The organism is Streptomyces narbonensis, from assembly GCF_014649015.1.
In the GTDB taxonomy this organism is placed as follows: Bacteria; Actinomycetota; Actinomycetes; order Streptomycetales; family Streptomycetaceae; genus Streptomyces; species Streptomyces narbonensis.
Genome location: NZ_BMSF01000015.1, coordinates 115,602 through 136,577 on the forward strand (window position 1 = coordinate 115,602; position 20,976 = coordinate 136,577).

17 protein-coding genes are annotated in these 20,976 nt (G+C 71.9%); 13 read left to right on the forward strand and 4 right to left on the reverse strand.

Annotation, left to right across the window (positions count from 1 at the left end; translation table 11 throughout):
- Positions 1-93 precede the first annotated feature (93 nt).
- The 9 genes from IE124_RS26305 to IE124_RS26345 all read left to right on the forward strand — a co-directional run bounded on the left by IE124_RS26305 (position 94) and on the right by IE124_RS26345 (position 12,488).
- Positions 94-1,539: an aldehyde dehydrogenase family protein gene (locus IE124_RS26305; protein ID WP_055641071.1), complete on the forward strand. Its 1,446-nt coding sequence runs from the start codon at positions 94-96 to the stop codon at positions 1,537-1,539.
- Positions 1,540-1,734: 195 nt separating this feature from the next.
- Complete coding sequence (locus tag IE124_RS26310) at positions 1,735-3,660, forward strand: acyl-CoA dehydrogenase family protein (protein WP_189511004.1); 1,926 nt, start codon at positions 1,735-1,737, stop codon at positions 3,658-3,660.
- 272 nt (positions 3,661-3,932) lie between these two features.
- On the forward strand, positions 3,933-5,165 hold the full coding sequence (gene aroA / locus IE124_RS26315) for a 3-phosphoshikimate 1-carboxyvinyltransferase (RefSeq protein WP_189511007.1): 1,233 nt from the start codon (positions 3,933-3,935) through the stop codon (positions 5,163-5,165).
- 48 nt (positions 5,166-5,213) lie between these two features.
- A complete protein-coding gene (gene dxr / locus IE124_RS26320) occupies positions 5,214-6,464 on the forward strand; it encodes a 1-deoxy-D-xylulose-5-phosphate reductoisomerase (RefSeq protein WP_189511009.1) in 1,251 nt (416 codons plus the stop codon).
- Positions 6,461-7,768: a M50 family metallopeptidase gene (locus IE124_RS26325; protein WP_189511011.1), complete on the forward strand. Its 1,308-nt coding sequence runs from the start codon at positions 6,461-6,463 to the stop codon at positions 7,766-7,768. The genes dxr and IE124_RS26325 overlap by 4 nt, the downstream gene beginning before the upstream one ends.
- 114 nt (positions 7,769-7,882) lie before the next feature.
- Positions 7,883-9,040, forward strand: coding sequence for a flavodoxin-dependent (E)-4-hydroxy-3-methylbut-2-enyl-diphosphate synthase (gene ispG / locus IE124_RS26330; RefSeq protein WP_189511013.1), 1,158 nt, complete (start codon positions 7,883-7,885; stop codon positions 9,038-9,040).
- A gap of 216 nt (positions 9,041-9,256) precedes the next feature.
- A complete protein-coding gene (locus tag IE124_RS26335) occupies positions 9,257-10,102 on the forward strand; it encodes a GNAT family N-acetyltransferase (RefSeq protein WP_189511015.1) in 846 nt (281 codons plus the stop codon).
- Between the two features lie 28 nt (positions 10,103-10,130).
- A complete protein-coding gene (locus IE124_RS26340) occupies positions 10,131-10,676 on the forward strand; it encodes a GNAT family N-acetyltransferase (protein ID WP_189511017.1) in 546 nt (181 codons plus the stop codon).
- A 108-nt stretch (positions 10,677-10,784) separates the two neighbouring features.
- A complete protein-coding gene (locus IE124_RS26345) occupies positions 10,785-12,488 on the forward strand; it encodes a proline--tRNA ligase (protein WP_189511019.1) in 1,704 nt (567 codons plus the stop codon).
- A 130-nt stretch (positions 12,489-12,618) separates the two neighbouring features.
- Here IE124_RS26345 and IE124_RS26350 read toward each other — a convergent pair whose 3' ends face one another.
- The 4 genes from IE124_RS26350 to IE124_RS26365 form a co-directional block, all read right to left on the reverse strand.
- Positions 12,619-13,563, reverse strand: coding sequence for a slipin family protein (locus tag IE124_RS26350; protein ID WP_189511021.1), 945 nt, complete (start codon positions 13,561-13,563; stop codon positions 12,619-12,621).
- 67 nt (positions 13,564-13,630) lie between these two features.
- Positions 13,631-14,530 carry an aminoglycoside phosphotransferase family protein gene (locus tag IE124_RS26355; protein WP_189511023.1) on the reverse strand — a complete coding sequence of 300 codons (900 nt, stop codon included), beginning with the start codon at positions 14,528-14,530 and terminating at the stop codon, positions 13,631-13,633.
- A gap of 71 nt (positions 14,531-14,601) precedes the next feature.
- On the reverse strand, positions 14,602-15,018 hold the full coding sequence (locus IE124_RS26360; protein WP_189511025.1) for a ferritin-like domain-containing protein: 417 nt from the start codon (positions 15,016-15,018) through the stop codon (positions 14,602-14,604).
- Positions 15,015-15,614, reverse strand: coding sequence for a hypothetical protein (locus tag IE124_RS26365; RefSeq protein ID WP_189511028.1), 600 nt, complete (start codon positions 15,612-15,614; stop codon positions 15,015-15,017). Before IE124_RS26365 ends, IE124_RS26360 begins: the two co-directional genes overlap by 4 nt.
- 169 nt (positions 15,615-15,783) lie before the next feature.
- On the opposite strand from IE124_RS26365, the gene rimP reads away from it, so the two are divergent.
- The 4 genes from rimP to infB all read left to right on the forward strand — a co-directional run bounded on the left by rimP (position 15,784) and on the right by infB (position 20,888).
- Positions 15,784-16,281 (forward strand): ribosome maturation factor RimP, encoded by a 498-nt coding sequence (gene rimP, locus IE124_RS26370; RefSeq protein ID WP_189511029.1) that lies wholly within the window; start codon positions 15,784-15,786, stop codon positions 16,279-16,281.
- A 2-nt stretch (positions 16,282-16,283) separates the two neighbouring features.
- Positions 16,284-17,279 carry a transcription termination factor NusA gene (gene nusA, locus IE124_RS26375; protein ID WP_189511032.1) on the forward strand — a complete coding sequence of 332 codons (996 nt, stop codon included), beginning with the start codon at positions 16,284-16,286 and terminating at the stop codon, positions 17,277-17,279.
- Positions 17,280-17,353: 74 nt separating this feature from the next.
- Positions 17,354-17,635: a YlxR family protein gene (locus IE124_RS26380; RefSeq protein ID WP_189511034.1), complete on the forward strand. Its 282-nt coding sequence runs from the start codon at positions 17,354-17,356 to the stop codon at positions 17,633-17,635.
- A 148-nt stretch (positions 17,636-17,783) separates the two neighbouring features.
- Complete coding sequence (gene infB, locus IE124_RS26385) at positions 17,784-20,888, forward strand: translation initiation factor IF-2 (RefSeq protein ID WP_189511036.1); 3,105 nt, start codon at positions 17,784-17,786, stop codon at positions 20,886-20,888.
- The last annotated feature ends 88 nt before the right edge of the window (positions 20,889-20,976 follow it).

Here is a 20,976-nt window from a genome sequence, read left to right on the forward strand (position 1 = left end):
TCCACACCGGACAAACGCCCCTCCGCCCTCCCGGCCCTACCGTGTCATGAGAGCGATCGCTCGCACCCCCGATACGGAAAGGGCCGGGACGCAATGACGACCACCCACGCCTTCTGGCTCGCCGGCCGCGAGGCCACCGGCGAGGCCACCTTCGACGTCACGAACTCCTTCGACGGACGTCTGGTCGGCAAGGTCAGCGTGCCCACCGAGGCCCAGGTCGAGGAGGCCGTCGCCGCCGCGCACGCCGTCGTCGACGAGTTCGCCGCGACCCCGGCGCACGTCCGCGCCGCCGCCCTCGACCACGTGTCGAAGCGGCTCGCCGAGCGCACCGAGGAGATCGCCCTCCTGATCTCCGCCGAGAACGGCAAGCCCATCAAGTGGGCCCGCGGCGAGGTCGGCCGTGCCGTCTCCGTCTTCCGTTTCGCCGCCGAGGAGGCCCGCCGCTGGAACGCCGGCGAGGCCCAGCGCCTGGACACCGAGGCCGGCGGCGCGGGCCGCCTCGCCCTGACCCGCCGTATCCCCAAGGGCGTCGTCCTCGGCATCGCGCCGTTCAACTTCCCGCTGAACCTCAGCGCCCACAAGGTCGCCCCGGCCATCGCTGTCGGCGCCCCCATCATCCTCAAGCCGGCTCCGTCGACCCCGATCTCCTCCCTGATCCTGGGCGAGATCCTGGCCGAGACCGAGCTGCCGGCCGGCTCCTGGTCGATCCTGACCGTGCCGAACGACCGCATGCCCGCCCTGGTCAAGGACGAGCGCCTCCCGGTCATCTCCTTCACCGGCTCGGACAAGGTGGGCTACGCGATCCAGGAGTCGGTGCCGCACAAGCACTGCACCCTGGAGCTCGGCGGCAACGCCGCGGCCGTCGTCCTCCCCGACTGGTCCTCCGAGGCCGACCTGGACTGGGCGGCGAGCCGTATCGCCACCTTCTCCAACTACCAGGGCGGCCAGTCCTGCATCTCCGTGCAGCGCGTCATCGCCGACGCCTCGGTCTACGACCGCCTGGTGCCGAAGATCGTCGCCGCCGTCGAGGCCCAGGTCACCGGTGACCCGTCCGACGCCGCCACCGACGTCGGCCCGCTGGTCGACGAGGCCGCCGCGCAGCGCGTCGAGTCCTGGGTCGACGAGGCCGTCGCGGCCGGCGCCAAGCTCCTCACCGGCGGCAAGCGCGAGGGCGCCACCTACGCCCCGACCGTCCTCGCCGAGCTCCCGGCCGGCGTCACCCTGGCCCGCGCCGAGGTCTTCGGCCCGGTCCTCACGATCGCCAAGGTCGACGGCGAGGCCGAGGCCTTCGCCGCGGTCAACGACTCCGACTTCGGCCTCCAGGCGGGCGTCTTCACGCGCGACCTGCAGACCGCCTTCCGCGCCCACCGCGCGCTGGAGGTCGGCGGCGTGATCGTCGGCGACGTCCCGTCCTACCGCGCCGACCAGATGCCGTACGGCGGCGCCAAGCGCTCCGGCGTCGGCCGCGAGGGCGTCAAGTTCGCGATGGACGACTACACGTACGAGCGCGTCCTGGTCCTGACGGGCCTCGCGCTCTAGTTCACATACGACCGTCTTCGTACGACCGTCTTCGTACGGACGTCTTCGTACGGACGTCTTCGTACGGACGTCTTCGTACGACCGCGAGACCAGGCGGCCCGAACCCACTGTGCGGGGGTTTGGGCCGCCTCTCGCCTTTCCGGACCCGGGAAAATCGGGTACGACGGACAGGGAAGCCCCGAGCAGGAGGTGTCCATGTCCGCACCCGCCAAGCAGCCGCCCAAGGTCACCGAGCGCGAGGCCCGGCAGACCGCCGAGGCCGCGCGCGAGCAGGACTGGCACAAGCCGAGCTTCGCCAAGGAGCTCTTCCTCGGCCGCTTCCGACTCGACCTCGTCCACCCCCATCCGCTCCCCGCCGACGAGGACGTCCGGCGCGGGGAGGCCTTCCTCGCGATCCTCAGGACCTTCTGCGAGACCCGGATCGACAGCGCCCGCATCGAGCGCGAGGCCCGGATCCCCGACGAGACGATCACGGGCCTCAAGGAGATCGGCGCGCTCGGGATGAAGATCGACCCGAAGTACGGCGGGCTCGGCCTCACCCAGCTGTACTACAACCGCGCCCTCGCCCTTGTCGGCTCCGCGAGCCCCGCCGTCGGCGCCCTGCTGTCCGCGCATCAGTCGATCGGCGTACCGCAGCCGCTGAAACTCTTCGGCACCCAGGAGCAGAAGGACGCCTTCCTGCCCCGCCTCGCCCGTACGGACCTCTCCGCCTTCCTCCTCACCGAGCCCGACGTCGGCTCCGACCCGGCCCGCCTCGCCACCACGGCCGTGCCCGAGGGCGACGACTACGTCCTCGACGGCGTGAAGCTCTGGACCACGAACGGCGTCGTCGCCGACCTCCTCGTCGTCATGGCCCGGGTGCCGGCCTCCGAGGGCCACAAGGGCGGCATCACCGCCTTCGTCGTCGAGGCCGACTCGCCCGGCATCACCGTCGAGCACCGCAACTCCTTCATGGGGCTGCGCGGCCTGGAGAACGGCCTCACCCGCTTCCACGGCGTCCGCGTCCCGGCCGGACACCGCATCGGCCCCGAGGGCAGCGGTCTCAAGATCGCCCTCACCACCCTCAACACCGGCCGTCTCTCACTGCCCGCCTCCTGCGCGGGTGCCGGCAAGTGGTGCCTGAAGATCGCCCGCGAGTGGTCGGGCGTCCGAGAGCAGTGGGGCAGGCCCGTCGCGCGCCACGAGGCCGTCGCGACCAAGATCTCCTTCATCGCGGCCACCACCTTCGCCCTGGAGGCCGTCGTCGACCTCGCCTCGCAGATGGCCGACGAGGACCGCAACGACATCCGGATCGAGGCGGCCCTCGCCAAGCTGTACGGCTCCGAGATGGCCTGGCTGATCGCCGACGAACTGGTCCAGATCCGCGGCGGCCGCGGCTACGAGACCGCCGACTCCCTCGCCGCCCGCGGAGAGCGCGCGGTCCCCGCCGAGCAGGTCCTGCGCGACCTGCGGATCAACCGGATCTTCGAGGGCTCGACCGAGATCATGCACCTGCTGATCGCCCGCGAGGCCGTCGACGCCCACCTCTCCGTCGCCGGGGACCTCATCGACCCCGACACCTCCCTCGCCGACAAGGCGAGGGCCGGGGCGCGGGCCGGCGGCTTCTACGCCCGCTGGCTGCCCGGACTCGTCGCCGGGCCGGGACAGCTGCCCGGGGCGTACGGGGAGTTCGGCGACCTCGCCGGCCACCTCCGGTACGTCGAGCGGACCTCCCGCAAGCTCGCCCGCTCGACCTTCTACGCGATGTCCCGCTGGCAGGGCCGCATGGAGCTCAAGCAGGCCTTCCTGGGGCGGATCGTCGACATCGGCGCGGAGCTGTTCGCGATGAGCGCCGCCTGTGTACGGGCCGAACTCCTCCGCACCACCACGGACCACGGCCGCGAGGCCCACCAGCTGGCGGACGCCTTCTGCCGGCAGGCCCGCCTGCGGATCGAGGAGCTCTTCGGCCGTCTCTGGTCCAACACGGACGACCTCGACCGCAAGGTCGTCGACGGCGTCCTCTCCGGCGCGTACGCGTGGCTGGAGGCCGGCATCGTCGACCCGAGCGGCGAGGGCCCCTGGATCGCGGACGCCACCCCCGGCCCCTCCACCGAGCCCGACCTCCACCGGCGACTCCCGTAACCGCCGAAGCCCACAGCGCGACCGCCACACGACCACAGCGCGACCGCCACACGACCACAGCGGGTCCGCCACGGTCCGCCTTGCGTCCGCCACGGTCCGCCTTGCGTCCGCCGCGCGTCCGCAGCCGGTCCGCCTTGCGTCCGCCGCGCGACCATTGCGCGTCCGCCGCGCGACCACTGCGCGTCCGCCCCCGTCCATCGCGCGACCCCCACGCGCGTCCACGTGCCGGACCGTGGCACGACGGCGCCGCAGGTCACGGCAGGATGGTCGCCGTGACCGTCATCGACATCCCCGGCTCCAAGTCCGTCACGGCCCGCGCGCTCTTCCTCGCCGCAGCCGCCGAGGGCACCACGACCCTCCTCAGGCCGCTCGTCTCCGACGACACCGAGGGCTTCGCGGAGGGCCTCACCGCCCTCGGCTACGCCGTCCGCCGCGAGCCCGGCGCCTGGCACATCGAGGGCCGCCCCGAAGGCCCCGGCGCGGACACCGCCGAGGTCTACTGCCGCGACGGCGCCACCACCGCCCGCTTCCTGCCCACCCTCGTCGCCGCAGGCCGCGGCACGTACCGCTTCGACGCCTCGGCCCAGATGCGCCGCCGCCCCCTCGGCCCCCTCAGCACCGCGCTGCGCGAGCTCGGCGTCGACCTCCGGCACGACGGGAAGGAGGGTCACCACCCCCTCGCCGTCCACGCCTCCGGCGTGAAGGGCGGCGCGCTCACCCTCGACGCCGGCCAGTCGTCCCAGTACCTGACGGCCCTGCTCATGCTGGGCCCGCTCACCGCCGATGGCCTCGACATCACGGTCACCGACCTGGTCTCGGAGCCGTACGTCGAGATCACCCTCGCGATGATGCGCGCCTTCGGCGCCGACGTGCGCCAGGAAGGCCGTACCTACCGGGTCGCCCCCACCGGCTACCGCGCGAGGACGTACGGCATCGAGCCCGACGCCTCCACCGCCAGCTACTTCTTCGCCGCCGCCGCCCTCGAACCCGGCCGCTCCGTCACCGTCCCCGGCCTCGGCACCGGCGCCCTCCAGGGCGACCTCGCCTTCGTCGAGGTCCTGCGACGCATGGGCGCCGAGGTCGAGATCACCGAGTCGGGCACCACCGTCCGCTCCACCGGCGGCCTGCGCGGACTCACCGTCAACATGCGGGACATCTCCGACACCATGCCGACCCTCGCCGCCCTCGCGCCCTTCGCCGACGGCCCGGTCCGCATCGAGGACGTCGCCAACACCCGGGTCAAGGAGTGCGACCGCCTCGACGCCTGCGCCGAGAACCTGCGCCGCCTCGGCATCACGGTCCGCACCGGCCCCGACTGGATCGAGATCCACCCCGGCACCCCGGCCGGGCCCGTCGAGATCGCCACCCACGGCGACCACCGGATCGTCATGTCCTTCGCCGTCACCGCCCTGCGCACCCCCGGGATCACCTTCGACGACCCCGGCTGTGTGAAGAAGACCTTCCCCGACTTCCACCGGGTCTTCGACACGTTTGTCCACAGTTAGTCCGCACCCCGTGAAGTCCGCACAGCGTTTGGCGCAAGAATGGGGGGCATGAGCGACCGCCCCTCTCCTCTCGCCGATCCCCATATCGCCTTCGACGTGTCCGAAGGACGCCGGGACATCGTCGTCCTCGGCTCGACCGGGTCCATCGGCACCCAGGCCATCGACCTGGTGCTGCGCAACCCCGACCGCTTCCGGGTCACCGCCCTGGCCGCCTCCGGCGGCCGGGTCGGACTCCTCGCGGAGCAGGCGTACCGGCTGAAGGTCGCCGCGGTCGCGGTCGCCCGTGAGGAGGTGCTGCCCGAGCTGCGCGAGGCGCTGAAGGCGCTGTACGGCTCCGAGCCGCTCCCCGAGCTCCTGGCGGGCCCGGAGGCGGCCACCCAGCTGGCCGCCTCCCCGTGCCACACCGTGCTCAACGGCATCACCGGCTCCATCGGCCTCGCGCCCACGCTCGCCGCGCTCGAAGCGGGCCGCACCCTCGCCCTCGCCAACAAGGAGTCGCTGATCGTCGGCGGCCCGCTGGTCAAGGCGCTCGCCAAGCCGGGGCAGATCATCCCGGTCGACTCCGAGCACGCGGCGCTCTTCCAGGCGCTCGCCGCCGGCACCCGGGCCGACGTCCGCAAGCTGGTCGTCACCGCCTCCGGCGGCCCCTTCCGCGGCCGTACGCGCGAGCAGCTCGCCCACGTGACCCGCGAGGACGCGCTGGCCCATCCGACCTGGGCCATGGGCCCGGTGATCACGGTCAACAGCGCGACCCTGGTGAACAAGGGCCTGGAGGTCATCGAGGCGCACCTCCTGTACGACATCCCCTTCGACCGCATCGAGGTCGTCGTGCACCCCCAGTCCTACGTTCACTCGATGGTCGAGTTCACGGACGGTTCCACGCTCGCCCAGGCGACCCCGCCCGACATGGGCGGCCCCATCGCCATCGGCATCGGCTGGCCGGAGCGCGTCCCGGACGCGGCCCCCGCCTTCGACTGGACCAAGGCCTCCACCTGGGAGTTCTTCCCGCTCGACACGGAGGCCTTCCCCTCGGTCGGCCTCGCCAGGCACGTCGGCGAAGTGGGCGGCACGGCCCCCGCGGTCTTCAACGCGGCGAACGAGGAGTGCGTCGAGGCGTTTCTCGCCGGACGCCTGCCGTTCAACGGAATCACGGATACGGTCACAGCGGTCGTCGCGGAGCACGGCGTTCCCGGTACGGGAACCTCCCTCACCGTCCCGGACGTCCTGGAAGCGGAGACCTGGGCACGGGCCCGGGCCCGTGAGCTGGCGGCGAAGGCAACGGCGGAGGCGCGCGCATGACCGAAGTGCTCCTGTACATCCTCGGCATCGTGCTGTTCGCGCTGGGACTGCTCGTCTCCATCGCGTGGCACGAGCTGGGCCACCTCTCCACCGCCAAGCTCTTCGGCATCCGCGTGCCGCAGTACATGGTCGGCTTCGGCCCCACGATCTGGTCGAAGAAGCGGGGCGAGACCGAGTACGGCATCAAGGCCGTCCCGGCCGGCGGCTACATCCGCATGATCGGCATGTTCCCGCCCGGCGAGGACGGCAAGATCGAGGCCCGCTCCACCTCGCCCTGGCGCTCCATGATCGAGGACGCCCGCGAGGCCTCGTACGAGGAACTGAAGCCCGGCGACGAGACCCGGCTCTTCTACACGCGCAAGCCGTGGAAGCGCGTGATCGTGATGTTCGCCGGACCGTTCATGAACCTGGTCCTGGCGGCGGCGCTCTTCTTCGGCTCGATGATGACGCTGGGCATCGAGGGCCAGACGACCAAGGTCGCCGGTGTCCAGAAGTGCGTCATCAAGCAGAGCGAGAACCGCGAGAAGTGCCGGGAGGGCGACCCCGTCTCGCCGGCGTTCAAGGCGGGCCTGAAGGAAGGCGACAAGATCGTCGCCTTCAACGGCGCCCCGGTGGGGGACTGGGACACGCTCTCGGACCGCATCCGCGACACCGTCGGTACGGCGACGATCACCGTCGAGCGGGGCGGTCAGCGCGTCGAACTGCACCCGACGCTCGTCTCCAACAAGGTGCCGATGAAGGACGAGGACGGCCAGGTCGTCCAGCCGCTCAGGTACATCGACGCCGGTTACCTCGGCTTCGCCTCGAAGACCGAGGTGGGCGCCCTCACCTTCGGCGAGACCACCGAACGGATGTCCGACCTGCTGGAGAACGGCGTCGAGTCGGTCGTCGCACTCCCCGGCAAGATCCCCGGACTCTGGGACGCCACCTTCGGCGACGGGGAGCGCGCCGCGGACTCCCCCGTGGGTGTGGTCGGCGCCGCCCGGCTCACCGGCGAGCTCATGAACGTCGACGCTCCGCCGGAGCGGATCCTCGTCATGTTCATGAACCTCCTGGTCTTCTTCAACGTCTCGTTGTTCCTGTTCAACATGCTTCCGCTGCTGCCGCTCGACGGCGGTCACATCGCTGGCGCCCTGTGGGAGTCCGTACGCCGTCACACGGCCCGGATCTTCAAGCGCCCCGACCCGGGCCCCTTCGACGTGGCCAAGCTGATGCCCGCCGCGTACGTGGTGGCAGGCGTCTTCGTCTGTTTCACGCTGCTCGTCCTCGCCGCCGACATCGTCAACCCGGTGCGGCTGACGTAGTTCCGGACACAGCTCCCGGGGGTCCCGACCCGCTGGTGTCGGGGCCCCCACCCCCGGGGCGGTAACCTCGGAGACCTGAGCCCGCCGACGCACAACCTTGAGGTTGCACAAAAGATGACCGCGATTTCTCTCGGTATCCCGACCGTCCCGACCCGGCTCGCCGAGCGGCGCAAGAGCCGCCAGATCCAGGTCGGCAGCGTGGCCGTCGGCGGTGACGCCCCCGTCTCCGTGCAGTCGATGACGACGACCCGCACCTCCGACATCGGCGCCACGCTCCAGCAGATCGCCGAGCTGACCGCCTCCGGCTGCCAGATCGTGCGCGTGGCCTGCCCGACGCAGGACGACGCCGACGCGCTCGCCACGATCGCCCGGAAGTCGTCGATCCCGGTCATCGCCGACATCCACTTCCAGCCGAAGTACGTCTTCGCCGCGATCGACGCGGGCTGCGCGGCCGTCCGCGTCAACCCGGGCAACATCAAGCAGTTCGACGACAAGGTCAAGGAGATCGCGAAGGCGGCCGGCGACGCCGGCACCCCGATCCGCATCGGCGTCAACGCCGGTTCGCTCGACGCGCGGCTCCTGAAGAAGTACGGCAAGGCCACTCCCGAGGCGCTCGTCGAGTCCGCCCTCTGGGAGGCCTCCCTCTTCGAGGAGCACGGCTTCCGCGACATCAAGATCTCGGTCAAGCACAACGACCCGGTCGTGATGGTCGAGGCCTACCGTCAGCTCGCCGCCCAGTCCGACTACCCGCTGCACCTCGGCGTCACCGAGGCGGGCCCGGCCTTCCAGGGCACCATCAAGTCGGCCGTCGCCTTCGGCGCGCTGCTCTCCCAGGGCATCGGCGACACCATCCGCGTCTCGCTCTCCGCGCCGCCGGTCGAGGAGATCAAGGTCGGCATCCAGATCCTGGAGTCGCTGAACCTGCGCCAGCGCCGCCTGGAGATCGTCTCCTGCCCGTCCTGCGGCCGCGCCCAGGTCGACGTCTACAAGCTCGCCGAGGAGGTCACCGCCGGCCTCGACGGCATGACCGTCCCGCTGCGCGTCGCCGTCATGGGCTGCGTCGTCAACGGCCCGGGTGAGGCCCGCGAGGCCGACCTCGGCGTCGCCTCCGGCAACGGCAAGGGCCAGATCTTCGTGAAGGGCGAGGTCATCAAGACCGTCCCCGAGTCGAAGATCGTCGAGACCCTCATCGAAGAGGCGCTCAAGATCGCCGAGCAGATGGAGAAGGACGGCGTCGCCAGCGGCGAGCCGTCGGTCGCCATCGGCGCCTGAGACCGAGGTCGCCGTCGCCTGACAGCACGGTCTCCGTCGGCTTCCGACGTCACCGGCCCCGTCCGACGCCACCGTCGCCGCGGGTGTCCGGAATCGCTCGTACACGAACCCCTCCGCCCCACCGGGCCGAGGGGTTTCGTGTGCTGTGACGGGCCCCGTCACAGCACACGGGGGTAAAGTGCGGAGACCAGCAGATCCGTACCGTGAGGCCCCCTCGTGCTGACAGAGACCACCACCCGGGTCCTCGAACCCGCCGACCTCGGCGCCGCCCTGGCCGTCCTGGAGAGCGCCCCCGTCGAGAACGCCTTCGTGACCGCCCGCGTCCAGGTCGCGGGGCTCGACCCCTGGCGGCTCGGCGGCGAGATGTGGGGCTGGTACACCGAGGGCCGGCTGCGCTCGCTCTGCTACTCCGGCGCCAACCTGGTCCCCATCTGCGCCACGCCCGAAGCCGTCCGCGCCTTCGCCGACCGGGCCCGCAGGATCGGCCGCCGCTGCTCCTCGATCGTCGGCCCCGCCGAGCCCACCGGTGAGCTGTGGAGGCTCCTGGAGCCCAGCTGGGGCCCGGCCAGGGACGTCCGCGCCCGCCAGCCGCTGATGATCGCCGAGCAGCCCTCCACCACCGTCGCCCCCGATCCGCTGGTCCGCCGCGTCCGCAAGAACGAGATGGACGCGATCATGCCCGCCTGCGTGGCCATGTTCACGGAGGAGGTCGGCATCTCCCCGCTCGCCAACGACGGCGGACTGCTCTACCAGGCCCGGGTCGCCGAGCTCGTCGGCGCGGGCCGCTCCTTCGCCCGGATCGAGGACGGCAAGGTCGTCTTCAAGGCGGAGATCGGCGCCGCGACCCGCCAGGCCTGCCAGATCCAGGGCGTCTGGGTCGCCCCCGAGCACCGCGGCAAGGGCCTGTCGGAGACCGGCATGGCCGCCGTCCTCCAGTACGCCCTCGCCGACGTCGCCCCCGTGGTCAGCCTGTACGTCAACGACTACAACACCCCCGCCCGGGCCTCGTACCGCCGCGTCGGCTTCCGTGAGACCGGTGCCTTCATGAGCGTGCTGTTCTGAGGCCCCGGCCGCTTGTAGGGTGCGCCGCATGGATGACGCAGAGGTCATGATCGGACCGGTCAATCTCGCCGCCAAGGTGGACGAGGCACTCGCCGTGCAGGCGGTCGCCTTCGGCCTGGACCAGGACGAGGTCGCCGTACGCCGCCACATCGTGCTGCGCCACCTCATGAGCCCCGGCGCCCGCTCCTACGGCGCCACCACGCCCTCCGGGCGGCTCGTCGGCTTCGTGTACGGCATGCCCAACGACCGTACGCACTGGTGGTCCACCGTCGTGGAGCCGTACCTGCGCGCCACGGGCACCGCCGACTGGCTCGACGGCTCGTTCGTCATCACCGAACTCCACGTCCACCCCGCCTACCAGGGGCGCGGCGTGGGCCGCGGACTGATCACCACGATCACCGACGAGGCCGACGAGCAGCGCTCGATCCTCTCCGCCATCGACACCGAGTCCCCGGCCCGAGGCCTCTACCGCGCCCTCGGGTACGACGACCTCGCCCGCCAGGTGCACTTCCCGAGCGCCGCCCGCCCGTACGCCGTCATGGGCGCCCCGCTGCCCCTCCCGCGACGGAACTGATTTCCCCGGTCCGGGGCCACCCGGCTAACCTCGGGGCCATCACCCTCCCCCGAGCTCTCGGCTGCGCTCGAGCAGGGGGGACCCACATCCGGCAGGAGTACGAGAACCATGGCCAACGCACCGGTCCAGCGCATGTCGAAGTTGATGGCGAAGACGCTGCGCGACGACCCGGCGGACGCCGAGGTCCTCAGCCACAAGCTCCTCGTGCGGGCCGGATACGTCCGCCGCACCGCCGCCGGCATCTGGAGCTGGCTGCCCCTCGGCCTGAAGGTCCTCGCCAACGTCGAGCGTGTGGTCCGCGAGGAGATGGACGCGATCGGCGCGCAGGAGGTCCTGCTGCCCGCGCTGCTGCCCCGCGAGCCCTACGAGGCGACCGGCCGCTGGGAGGAGTACGGCGCCGAGCTCTTCCGTCTGCAGGACCGCAAGGGTGCCGACTACCTCCTCGGCCCGACGCACGAGGAGATCTTCACCCTCCTGGTGAAGGACCAGTGCTCGTCCTACAAGGACCTGCCGGTGATCCTCTACCAGATCCAGAACAAGTACCGCGACGAGGCCCGCCCGCGCGCCGGCGTCCTGCGCGGCCGCGAGTTCCTCATGAAGGACTCGTACTCCTTCGACACGGAGGACGAGGGCCTCGCCCAGTCCTACGCGCTGCACCGCCAGGCCTACCAGCGGATCTTCGAGCGCCTCGGCCTCGACTACCGGATCGTCGCCGCGACCGCCGGCGCGATGGGCGGCTCGAAGTCCGAGGAGTTCCTCGCTCCCGCCGGGGCCGGCGAGGACACCTTCGCCGACTGCCCGAACTGCGACTTCGCCGCGAACACCGAGGCGGTGTACCAGGCGGTGAAGCCGGTCGACGCCGCCGAGGTCCCCGCCGCCGAGGAGATCCCGACCCCCGACACCCCCACCATCGAGACGCTCGCCGCCTCGCTGGGCGTCCCGGCCTCCGCCACGCTCAAGAACCTCCTGGTGAAGGTCGACGGCGAGATCGTCGCCATCGGCGTCCCCGGCGACCGCGAGGTCGACATGGACAAGGTCGAGGAGCACTTCGGCCCGACGGCCACGGTCGAGCTGGTGACGGAGGAGGACTTCGCCCAGCGCGCCGACCTCGTCCGCGGCTACGTCGGCCCGCAGGGCCTGGAGAAGGTCACGTACATCGCCGACCCGCGCGTCGCGCCGGGCACGGCGTGGATCACGGGCGCCAACAAGGACGGGATGCACGCGAAGAACGTCGTCGCGGGCCGTGACTTCGAGGTCGAGGAGTACGTCGACGTCGTCGTCGTCCAGGAGGGCGACGCGTGCCCCAAGTGCGGCACCGGCCTGAAGCTGGACCGCGCCATCGAGATCGGCCACATCTTCCAGCTGGGCCGCAAGTACGCCGACGCCCTCAAGCTCGACGTCCTCGGCCAGAACGGCAAGCCGGTCCGCGTGACCATGGGCTCGTACGGCATCGGCGTCACCCGCGCCGTGGCCGCGCTCGCCGAGCAGACCGCCGACGAGAAGGGCCTGTGCTGGGCCGCCGAGGTCGCCCCGGCCGACGTCCACGTCGTCGCCGCCGGCAAGGCCCTCCAGACCGAGCTGGCCCTGGAGGTCTCCGACAAGCTGGCCGCCGCCGGTCTGCGCGTCCTGACCGACGACCGCGCGGGCGTCTCCCCGGGCGTCAAGTTCACCGACGCGGAGCTCATCGGCGTTCCGAAGATCCTGGTCGCGGGCCGCCGCTCCGGCGAGGGCGTCGTGGAGCTGAAGGACCGCCGCACGGGTGAGCGCGAGGAGCTCACGGTCGACGAGGCGATCGCGCGCCTGACCGCCTGACCGTGGGGCGCATGACCGCATGACCGCATGACCGCATGACATGACGGAGGGGCGGGGCCCGGGGCCCCGCCCCTTTCGTGCACATCGCCCGGGGGCGCGCTGAGCGGCACCGCGCCCGCCCGTGACGGACTCAGGTCGCGTCCTCGCGCGGTGCCGGATCCACCGACGGGCCCGTCAGGTCCTCGATCGCGTCCATCGCGTCCGCCCGGCCGCTGAGATACGCCTCGCTCAGCGGCGGCGGTGGCGGCAGCGCCGCCGGCTGCCCGCCCGCTTCGCCGCCCGCCTCCGCACCGACCTCGTCGGGCGCCCCGGCCGTCGGCGTCGCGCGCTCCAGGAACCTCAGGAGCTCCACCGGGATCGGCAGGACCAGCGTCGAGTTCTTCTCCGCCGACACCGCCATCACGGTCTGCAACAGTCGGAGCTGCAGCGCCGCCGGCTGCTCCGACATCACCTCGGCGGCCTCCGCCAGCTTCCGCGACGCCTGGAGCTCCGCGTCCGCGTTGATCACCCGCGCCCGCCGCTCCCGGTCCGCCTCCGCCTGCCGGGCCATCGAGCGCTTCATCGTCTCCGGCAGCGACACGTCCTTGATCTCGACCCGGTCGATGGCGACGCCCCAGCCCATCGCCGGGCTGTCGAGCATCAACTCCAGGCCCTGGTTGAGCTTCTCCCGGTTGGACAGCAGATCGTCCAGGTCGCTCTTGCCGATGATCGACCGCAGCGAGGTCTGCGCCATCTGCGAGACGGCGAACTTGTAGTCCTCTACCCGCACCAGCGCGTCCGCCGCGTCGACCACCTTGAAGTACACGACCGCGTCCACCCGCACCGTGACGTTGTCCCGGGTGATGCCCTCCTGCGCGGGCACCGGCATCGTGACGATCTGCATGTTGACCTTGTGGAGGCGGTCGATGACCGGCACGATCATCGTGAAGCCGGGCGAGCGGATCTGCTCGCGCAGCCGGCCGAAGCGGAAGACGACCCCGCGCTCGTACTGCTTGACGACCCGCGCCGCTGCGCCCGCGTACACCGCGGCCGCAGCGGCCGTGGCGGCCGCCGCCATCAGCAGCTCTTCGATCATCGCGGCCCCCTGGAGTCGAGCCGACCGAACGCCGAGAACCGGCGAACGTTACAAAAAGGGTATTCCCCTACAGCCAGCTCGCGAACTCCATGAGCAGCTCGCCGTCCTGCCGCCGCCCCGCCGTGAGCGCCCGCGTCCCCGACTCGACCGCGCGGAACAGCGTCCAGCCGCGCAGGCGGTCCCGGTCCATGTCCAGCGAGTCCGCCAGCTTGTTCACCCGCCGCCGGGCCGTCGAGGCCCCGGCCGAGGCGCCCACCAGGTCCTCGACCCGGTCGCGGACGAGCCGGGCCAGGTCGTAGGCGCGCTCGCCGACGAGCGGCTCGGGTCCGACGGCGAGCCAGGGGGCGCGGTCGCCGCCCAGCACCTTGCCCTGGCGGAAGCAGCCGTGCAGCAGCAGCGACTCGTCCCCGGCGGCCACCAGCTCCTCACGGGCGGCGAGCGCCGCCGCCGTCAGCTCGCCGGCCGCCGGGTCCGCGCGGTACGGCTCCATCGCCGCGGCCTGCCGCTCCGTCCGCTCGGCCACCGACTCGAAGCCGTGTCCGGCCGGCGGCTCCACCCACAGCTTCCGTACGGTCCCGGCGGCCTCCAGGAGCGCCTTGGCCTCCGGCAGGGAGCGCAGCGACACCTCGGGGTGCAGCCGTTCGAGGACGAGTCCGCCGTCCGCGGTCTCGTCGAGCAGCCGGACGGCGCCCCAGCCGTTCCAGTGCGCGAGCGCGTCCCGCTCCAGCTCGGGCCGGGCGAAGGGCGGCGCGATCTTCAGCGCGGCGGGGGAGTCGTCGGGGCGCCGGACGAGGAGGACCAGACTGCTCCGCCCGCCCGGGGCCATCACCCGCTCGGCGTCGAGGGACGCGTGGTCGAGCACGGTCCGCGTGTGTTCCGGCAGCGGCCCGAGCCACTCGGTCGCGGCGGTGTCCCCGTACGTCTCACCGAGCGCCCGTACGAGTCGCTGCGGCGGTTCGAAAGCCATGCGTGCTTTGTCCTTCTGACGTTCGGTCTGACGGTCCGTCCGACGATCGGCCGGCCCGGTCGGGGCCGGACTCACACCCGCTCGGCGAGCCCAGGAAAGGTTACGTCGCTGCCGCGCCAGCGGACGGCACGGACCGCCGCCTCCCGCAGCGCGGCGGCCGCCTCGCTGCGCAGCGGGCCCCGGCCGGCCCGCACGAGGTCGGAGTACACCCCGGCCACCCGGTCCTCCAGGACGGCCGCCAGCCGCACCGCGCCCGCCGTGTCGGCGACCGTGAACGGCAGCTCGTACGCGGCCGCGGCGGCCACCGGCGTACCGCCGAGGTCGCGCACGGTGCGGCGCAGCGCGTCCCGGCGGGCCCGGTGGGCTTCGAAGGCGGCGGTGGCCTCGGCCCTGCGCGTCGTGCCGATCCGGCCGCCGACGACCCCGTAGCCGTACACCGCCGCGTGTTCGGCTGCCAGGGCCGCCTGGGCGGCGTCGAGGGCGCTCATGCCGGTGCTCCTTCGGTCAGCAGGTAGGCGTGGGCGGCGCCCGCCGCCGCCACGGACGCGAGCAGTCGCGCGTACTCGGGCGGGGCGGTGACCAGGGCGACCGTGTGCCGGTCGGAGGCCTCGCGCTCGGCCGCCGCGAGTTCCTTCAGTGCCGCGCGAGGATCGGCCGCCACCCGTACGGGCGGCGGCTTCGGCCCGGAGGAGGCCGTGGCGGACGCGGTGGTGGAGGCGGTGGCGGAGGCCGACGGGGAGGGCGTCGCCGAGGGGGAGGCGGCGACCGGGGTCACCGTCGTCCCGCCCTCGCCCAGGGCATTCGTGTGCGCCGCCACCGAGCGCCGCAGCGGCGTCAGCCGGGGCGCGAGGGCGGGATGCGCGGCGAGCACCGCGTCGTAACGTTCCAGCAGGCCCCGCGCGGCGGTCACCGAGCGGAGCCGCAGCGCCGCCTCGGCGCGCGCCACCCGTTCGGCCTCCAGCTGGGCGGCGCTCGGTTTCCGCGTGCCGCCGTCGCCGTCGGCGGAGGAGCTGCAGCCCACGAGGGCCGCAGCGCCCGCCGCCGCGCCCGCCCTGAGGAGTGCGCGCCTGCCCGTCGTCGTCACGCTCTCTCCCTCGTCCGTCGTGCGTCGTCGAAGATCGTCGAGATCACCGCAGGCGAGCGTACCCGCGGGCCCCGGGGCGGTGGACGGCAACACCCTCCGGGACCGGATACCCTTTGGTCTGACACGCGACGAAACCCACAACAGCACACGCGGCCGAGGAGTCACCCGGATGAGCACCACCCAGAGCGACAGGCTGCGCGGACTCATTGAGCCGCTCGTCCACGCGAAGGACCTGGATCTGGAAGAGATCGAGGTGTCCCGGGCCGGCCGTCGTGGACTGCTGCGCGTGGTCGTCGATTCGGAAGAGGGCGTCGAGCTGGACGCCTGCGCCGAGCTGAGCCGTGAGATCTCCGAGAAGCTCGACGAGACCGAAGTGATGGGCGAGGGCGAGTACGTCCTCGAAGTCAGCTCCCCCGGCGCCGACCGCCCCCTGACCGAGCACCGCCACTACGTGCGGGCCACCGGCCGGCTGGCCAAGCTCCAGCTCGCCGCGGGCGAGGAGTTCGTCGCCCGGATCCTCGCCGTCGACGAGAACGGCCTCGACCTCGAAGTGCCGGGTGTGAAGGGGCGCAAGCCCACCGCCCGCCGGGTCGAGTTCGCCGACATCGCCAAGGCGCGTGTCGAGATCGAGTTCAACCGCAAGGACAAGAAGGAAGAGGAGGCGTAGCCGTGGACATCGACGTGAAGCTGCTCAAGGGCTTGGCGAATGAGAAGGAGATCTCCTTCGACCTGCTGGTCGAGGCGATCGAGTCGGCCCTCCTCATCGCCTACCACCGCACCCCCGACGCCCGCCGCCACGCGCGCGTGGAGCTGAACCGGCAGACCGGTCACGTGACGGTGTGGGCGAAGGAAGACCCCTCCGAGCTGGAGGAGGGCCAGGAGCCCAAGGACTTCGACGACACCCCGTCGGACTTCGGCCGGATCGCGGCGAGCACCGCCCGCCAGGTGATCCAGCAGCGGCTGCGGGACGCCGAGAACGACGTGACCTTCGGCGAGTACGCGCGCCGCGAGGGCGACGTCGTCGCCGGTGTGGTGCAGCAGGGCAAGGACCCGAAGAACGTCCTGGTCCGGCTGGACGACAAGCTGGAGGCCATCCTCCCGGTGCAGGAGCAGGTGCCGGGCGAGGACTACTCGCACGGTCTGCGGCTGCGTACGTACGTCGTCCGGGTGGCCCGCGGTGTCCGCGGTCCGTCCGTCACCCTCTCGCGCACGCACCCCAATCTGGTGAAGAAGCTCTTCGCCCTGGAGGTGCCGGAGATCGCCGACGGCTCCGTCGAGATCTCGGCCATCGCCCGTGAGGCGGGTCACCGCACCAAGATCGCCGTGCGTGCCACACGTTCGGGCCTGAACGCCAAGGGCGCCTGCATCGGCCCGATGGGCAGCCGCGTCCGCAACGTGATGGCGGAGCTGCTCGGCGAGAAGATCGACATCGTCGACTGGTCGGACGACCCGGCCGAGATGGTGGCGAACGCGCTCTCCCCGGCGCGGGTCTCCAAGGTCGAGGTCGTCGACCTGGCCGCCCGGTCCGCCCGTGTGACGGTGCCCGACTACCAGCTGTCGCTGGCGATCGGCAAGGAGGGGCAGAACGCCCGTCTGGCCGCGCGCCTCACCGGCTGGCGGATCGACATCCGTCCGGACACCGAGCCGGCCGGTCCGCAGGACTGAGACCGTTTTTGGCCAACAGCTGTTCGATTCTTGCCCTGAACGGGTGAGGTCGGTACGGGGAGGTAGACTTAATCGTGTCTGGCCGGACGCAAGCCCGCGTATGCCCTGAACGAACCTGTGTGGGATGTCGGGAGCGAGCGGCCAAAGGCGATCTGCTGCGGATCGTGGTGAATAAGGACGAGTGTGTTCCGGATCATCGCGGTACGCTGCCCGGCCGGGGTGCGTACCTGCACCCCGCCGTGGTCTGTCTCGACCTGGCGGTCCGCCGCCGAGCGTTCCCGAGGGCCTTCAAGGCCCAGGGCCCGCTCGACACCGCGGGACTCCGCCACCACGTCGAGCAAACGGCACCGCAGTGATGAAGAAGTACGGCACGGATCACCGTGCGGTCAGGTACCTCGCGAGTTGGAAGTAGGTCGAGATTGCGATGAGCACTCGATGAGTACGCGATGAGTACGCCCATGAAGTAGCGACGGTCCGGCGGTAACCGGACCTAAAAGGAGCGAAGTGGCTAAGGTCCGGGTATACGAACTCGCCAAGGAGTTCGGCGTAGAGAGCAAGGTCGTCATGGCCAAGCTCCAAGAACTCGGTGAATTCGTCCGATCTGCGTCCTCGACGATCGAGGCGCCGGTCGTGCGCAAGTTGACTGACGCGCTGCAGGGTCCCGGTGGCAACGCCGGCAAGACCGCAGCGAAGCCTGGCGCGCCCCGCAAGGCGACGCCTTCCCCCGCCGCACCGGCTCCGGCCGCCGCGGCACGTCCCGCTGCCCCCAAGCCCGGCGCCCCGGCCCCCAAGCCGGCCCCCGCCGCGCCTGCGGCGCCGGCTCCGGTCACCCCGGCCGCGCCCGCGAGCAGCACCCCCTCTCCGGCTCCGGCCGCCTCGGGCCCCCGCCCGGGCCCGAAGCCCGCGCCCAAGCCGGTCACGCCGGCTCCGGCCGCGCCCGAGTTCACCGCGCCTCCGTCGGCCCCCGCCGCCGGTCCGCGCCCCGGTGGCGCCGCCCAGGGACCCCGTCCCACCGGCGACCGTCCCGCCCGTCCCGGCCAGGGCGCCCCGCGTCCGCAGGGCCAGGGCCAGGGCGCCCCGCGTCCGCAGGGCCAGGGTGCCCCGCGTCCGGGCGGTGCCCGTCCGGCCGGTCCGCGTCCGGGCAACAACCCCTTCACCTCGGGTGGCTCCACCGGCATGGCGCGCCCGCAGGCGCCCCGTCCCGGCGGCGGCGCCCCGCGTCCGCAGGGCGGCCCCGGCGCCGTTCCGGGCGCTCCGCGTCCGCAGGGTGGCCCCGGTGGCGCCCCGCGTCCGCAGGGTCAGGGCGGCGCGCGTCCCACCCCCGGTGGCATGCCGCGTCCGCAGGCTCCCCGTCCGGGCGGCGCGCCCGGCGGTAACCGTCCGAACCCGGGCATGATGCCGCAGCGTCCCGCTGCCGGCCCGCGCCCCGGTCCTGGCGGCCGTGGTCCCGGTGGCCCCGGCGGCCGTCCGGGTGGTCCCGGCGGTGGCGGCGGCGGTCGTCCCGGCTTCGCCGGTCGTCCGGCCGGTCCCGGCGGTGGCGGCGGCGGCTTCGCCGGCCGTCCCGGTGGTCCCGGTGGTGGCGGCGGCGGTCGTCCGGGTGGTCCCGGCGGCGGTGGCGGCGGCTTCGGCGGTCGTCCCGGTGGCTTCGGTGGCCGTCCCGGCGGTCCGGGTGGACGTGGTGGCACGCAGGGCGCCTTCGGTCGCCCCGGCGGTCCCGCGCGTCGTGGTCGCAAGTCGAAGCGGCAGAGGCGCCAGGAGTACGAGGCCATGCAGGCCCCGTCCGTGGGCGGCGTGATGCTGCCTCGCGGTGGCGGCGAGGTCATTCGCCTGTCCCGCGGTGCCTCCCTCACCGACTTCGCCGAGAAGATCGGCGCCAACCCGGCGTCGCTCGTCGCGGTGATGATGAACCTCGGTGAGATGGTCACGGCCACGCAGTCCGTCTCCGACGACACGCTGACGATGCTCGGCGAGGAGATGAACTACCAGGTCCAGATCGTCTCCCCGGAGGAGGAGGACCGCGAGCTCCTCGAGTCCTTCGACATCGAGTTCGGCGAGGACGAGGGCGGCGAAGAGGCTCTGGTCTCCCGTCCGCCGGTCGTCACCGTCATGGGTCACGTCGACCACGGTAAGACCCGACTGCTCGACGCGATCCGCAAGACGAACGTCGTCGCGGGCGAGGCCGGTGGCATCACCCAGCACATCGGTGCCTACCAGGTGGGCACCGAGGTCAACGGCGAAGAGCGTCGCATCACCTTCATCGACACCCCGGGTCACGAGGCGTTCACCGCCATGCGTGCCCGTGGTGCGAAGTCGACCGACATCGCGATCCTCGTGGTCGCGGCCAACGACGGCGTCATGCCGCAGACGATCGAGGCGCTCAACCACGCCAAGGCCGCCGGCGTCCCGATCGTCGTCGCGGTCAACAAGATCGACGTCGAGGGTGCCGACCCGACCAAGGTCCGCGGTCAGCTGACCGAGTTCGGTCTGGTGGCCGAGGAGTACGGCGGCGACACGATGTTCGTCGACATCTCCGCCAAGCAGGGTCTGCACATCGACTCCCTGCTGGAGGCCGTCGTCCTCACCGCCGACGCCTCGCTCGACCTGCGGGCCAACCCGAACCAGGACGCGCAGGGTATTGCGATCGAGTCCCACCTCGACCGTGGTCGTGGTGCCGTCTCCACCGTCCTCGTCCAGCGCGGAACGCTGCGCATCGGCGACACCGTGGTGGTCGGCGACGCGTACGGCCGCGTCCGGGCGATGCTCGACGACAAGGGCAACAACGTCGAGGAGGCGACCCCGTCGACTCCCGTCCTGGTGCTCGGTCTCACCAACGTGCCGGGTGCCGGCGACAACCTCCTGGTTGTCGACGAGGACCGTACGGCCCGTCAGATCGCCGAGAAGCGCGCTGCGCGTGAGCGCAACGCCGCCTTCGCCAAGCGCGTCCGCCGGGTGTCTCTCGAGGACCTCGACAAGGTGCTCAAGGCCGGTCTCGTCCAGGAACTCAACCTCATCATCAAGGGCGACGCGTCCGGTGCGGTCGAGGCCCTCGAGGCTTCGCTGCTCCAGCTCGACGTCGGCGAAGAGGTCGACATCCGCGTCCTGCACCGTGGTGTGGGTGCGGTCACGGAGTCGGACATCGACCTGGCCATGGGCTCCGACGCCATCGTCATCGGCTACAACGTCCGTGCGGCCGGCCGTGCCGCGCAGATGGCGGAGCGCGAGGGCGTCGACGTCCGGTACTACTCGGTGATCTACCAGGCCATCGAGGAGATCGAGGCGGCCCTGAAGGGTCTCCTCAAGCCGGAGTACGAAGAGGTCGAGCTGGGTACGGCGGAGATCCGTGAGGTCTTCCGCTCGTCCAAGCTGGGCAACATTGCCGGTGTTCTCATCCGCTCCGGCGAGGTCAAGCGCAACACCAAGGCGCGCCTCGTCCGCGACGGCAAGGTCATCGCCGAGGACCTCACGATCCACGGTCTGCGCCGCTTCAAGGACGACGTCACCGAGATCCGCGAAGGCTTCGAGGGTGGTATCAACCTCGGAAACTTCAACGACATCAAGATCGACGACGTCATCGCGACGTACGAGATGCGCGAGAAGCCCCGCGCCTGATCGCGTTCGATCGCAGCAGTGAGCCGGGGCCGGTCGGTGGAAGTTATTCCGTCGATCGGCCCCGGCCGTTGCGTGTACGGTTCTGGTG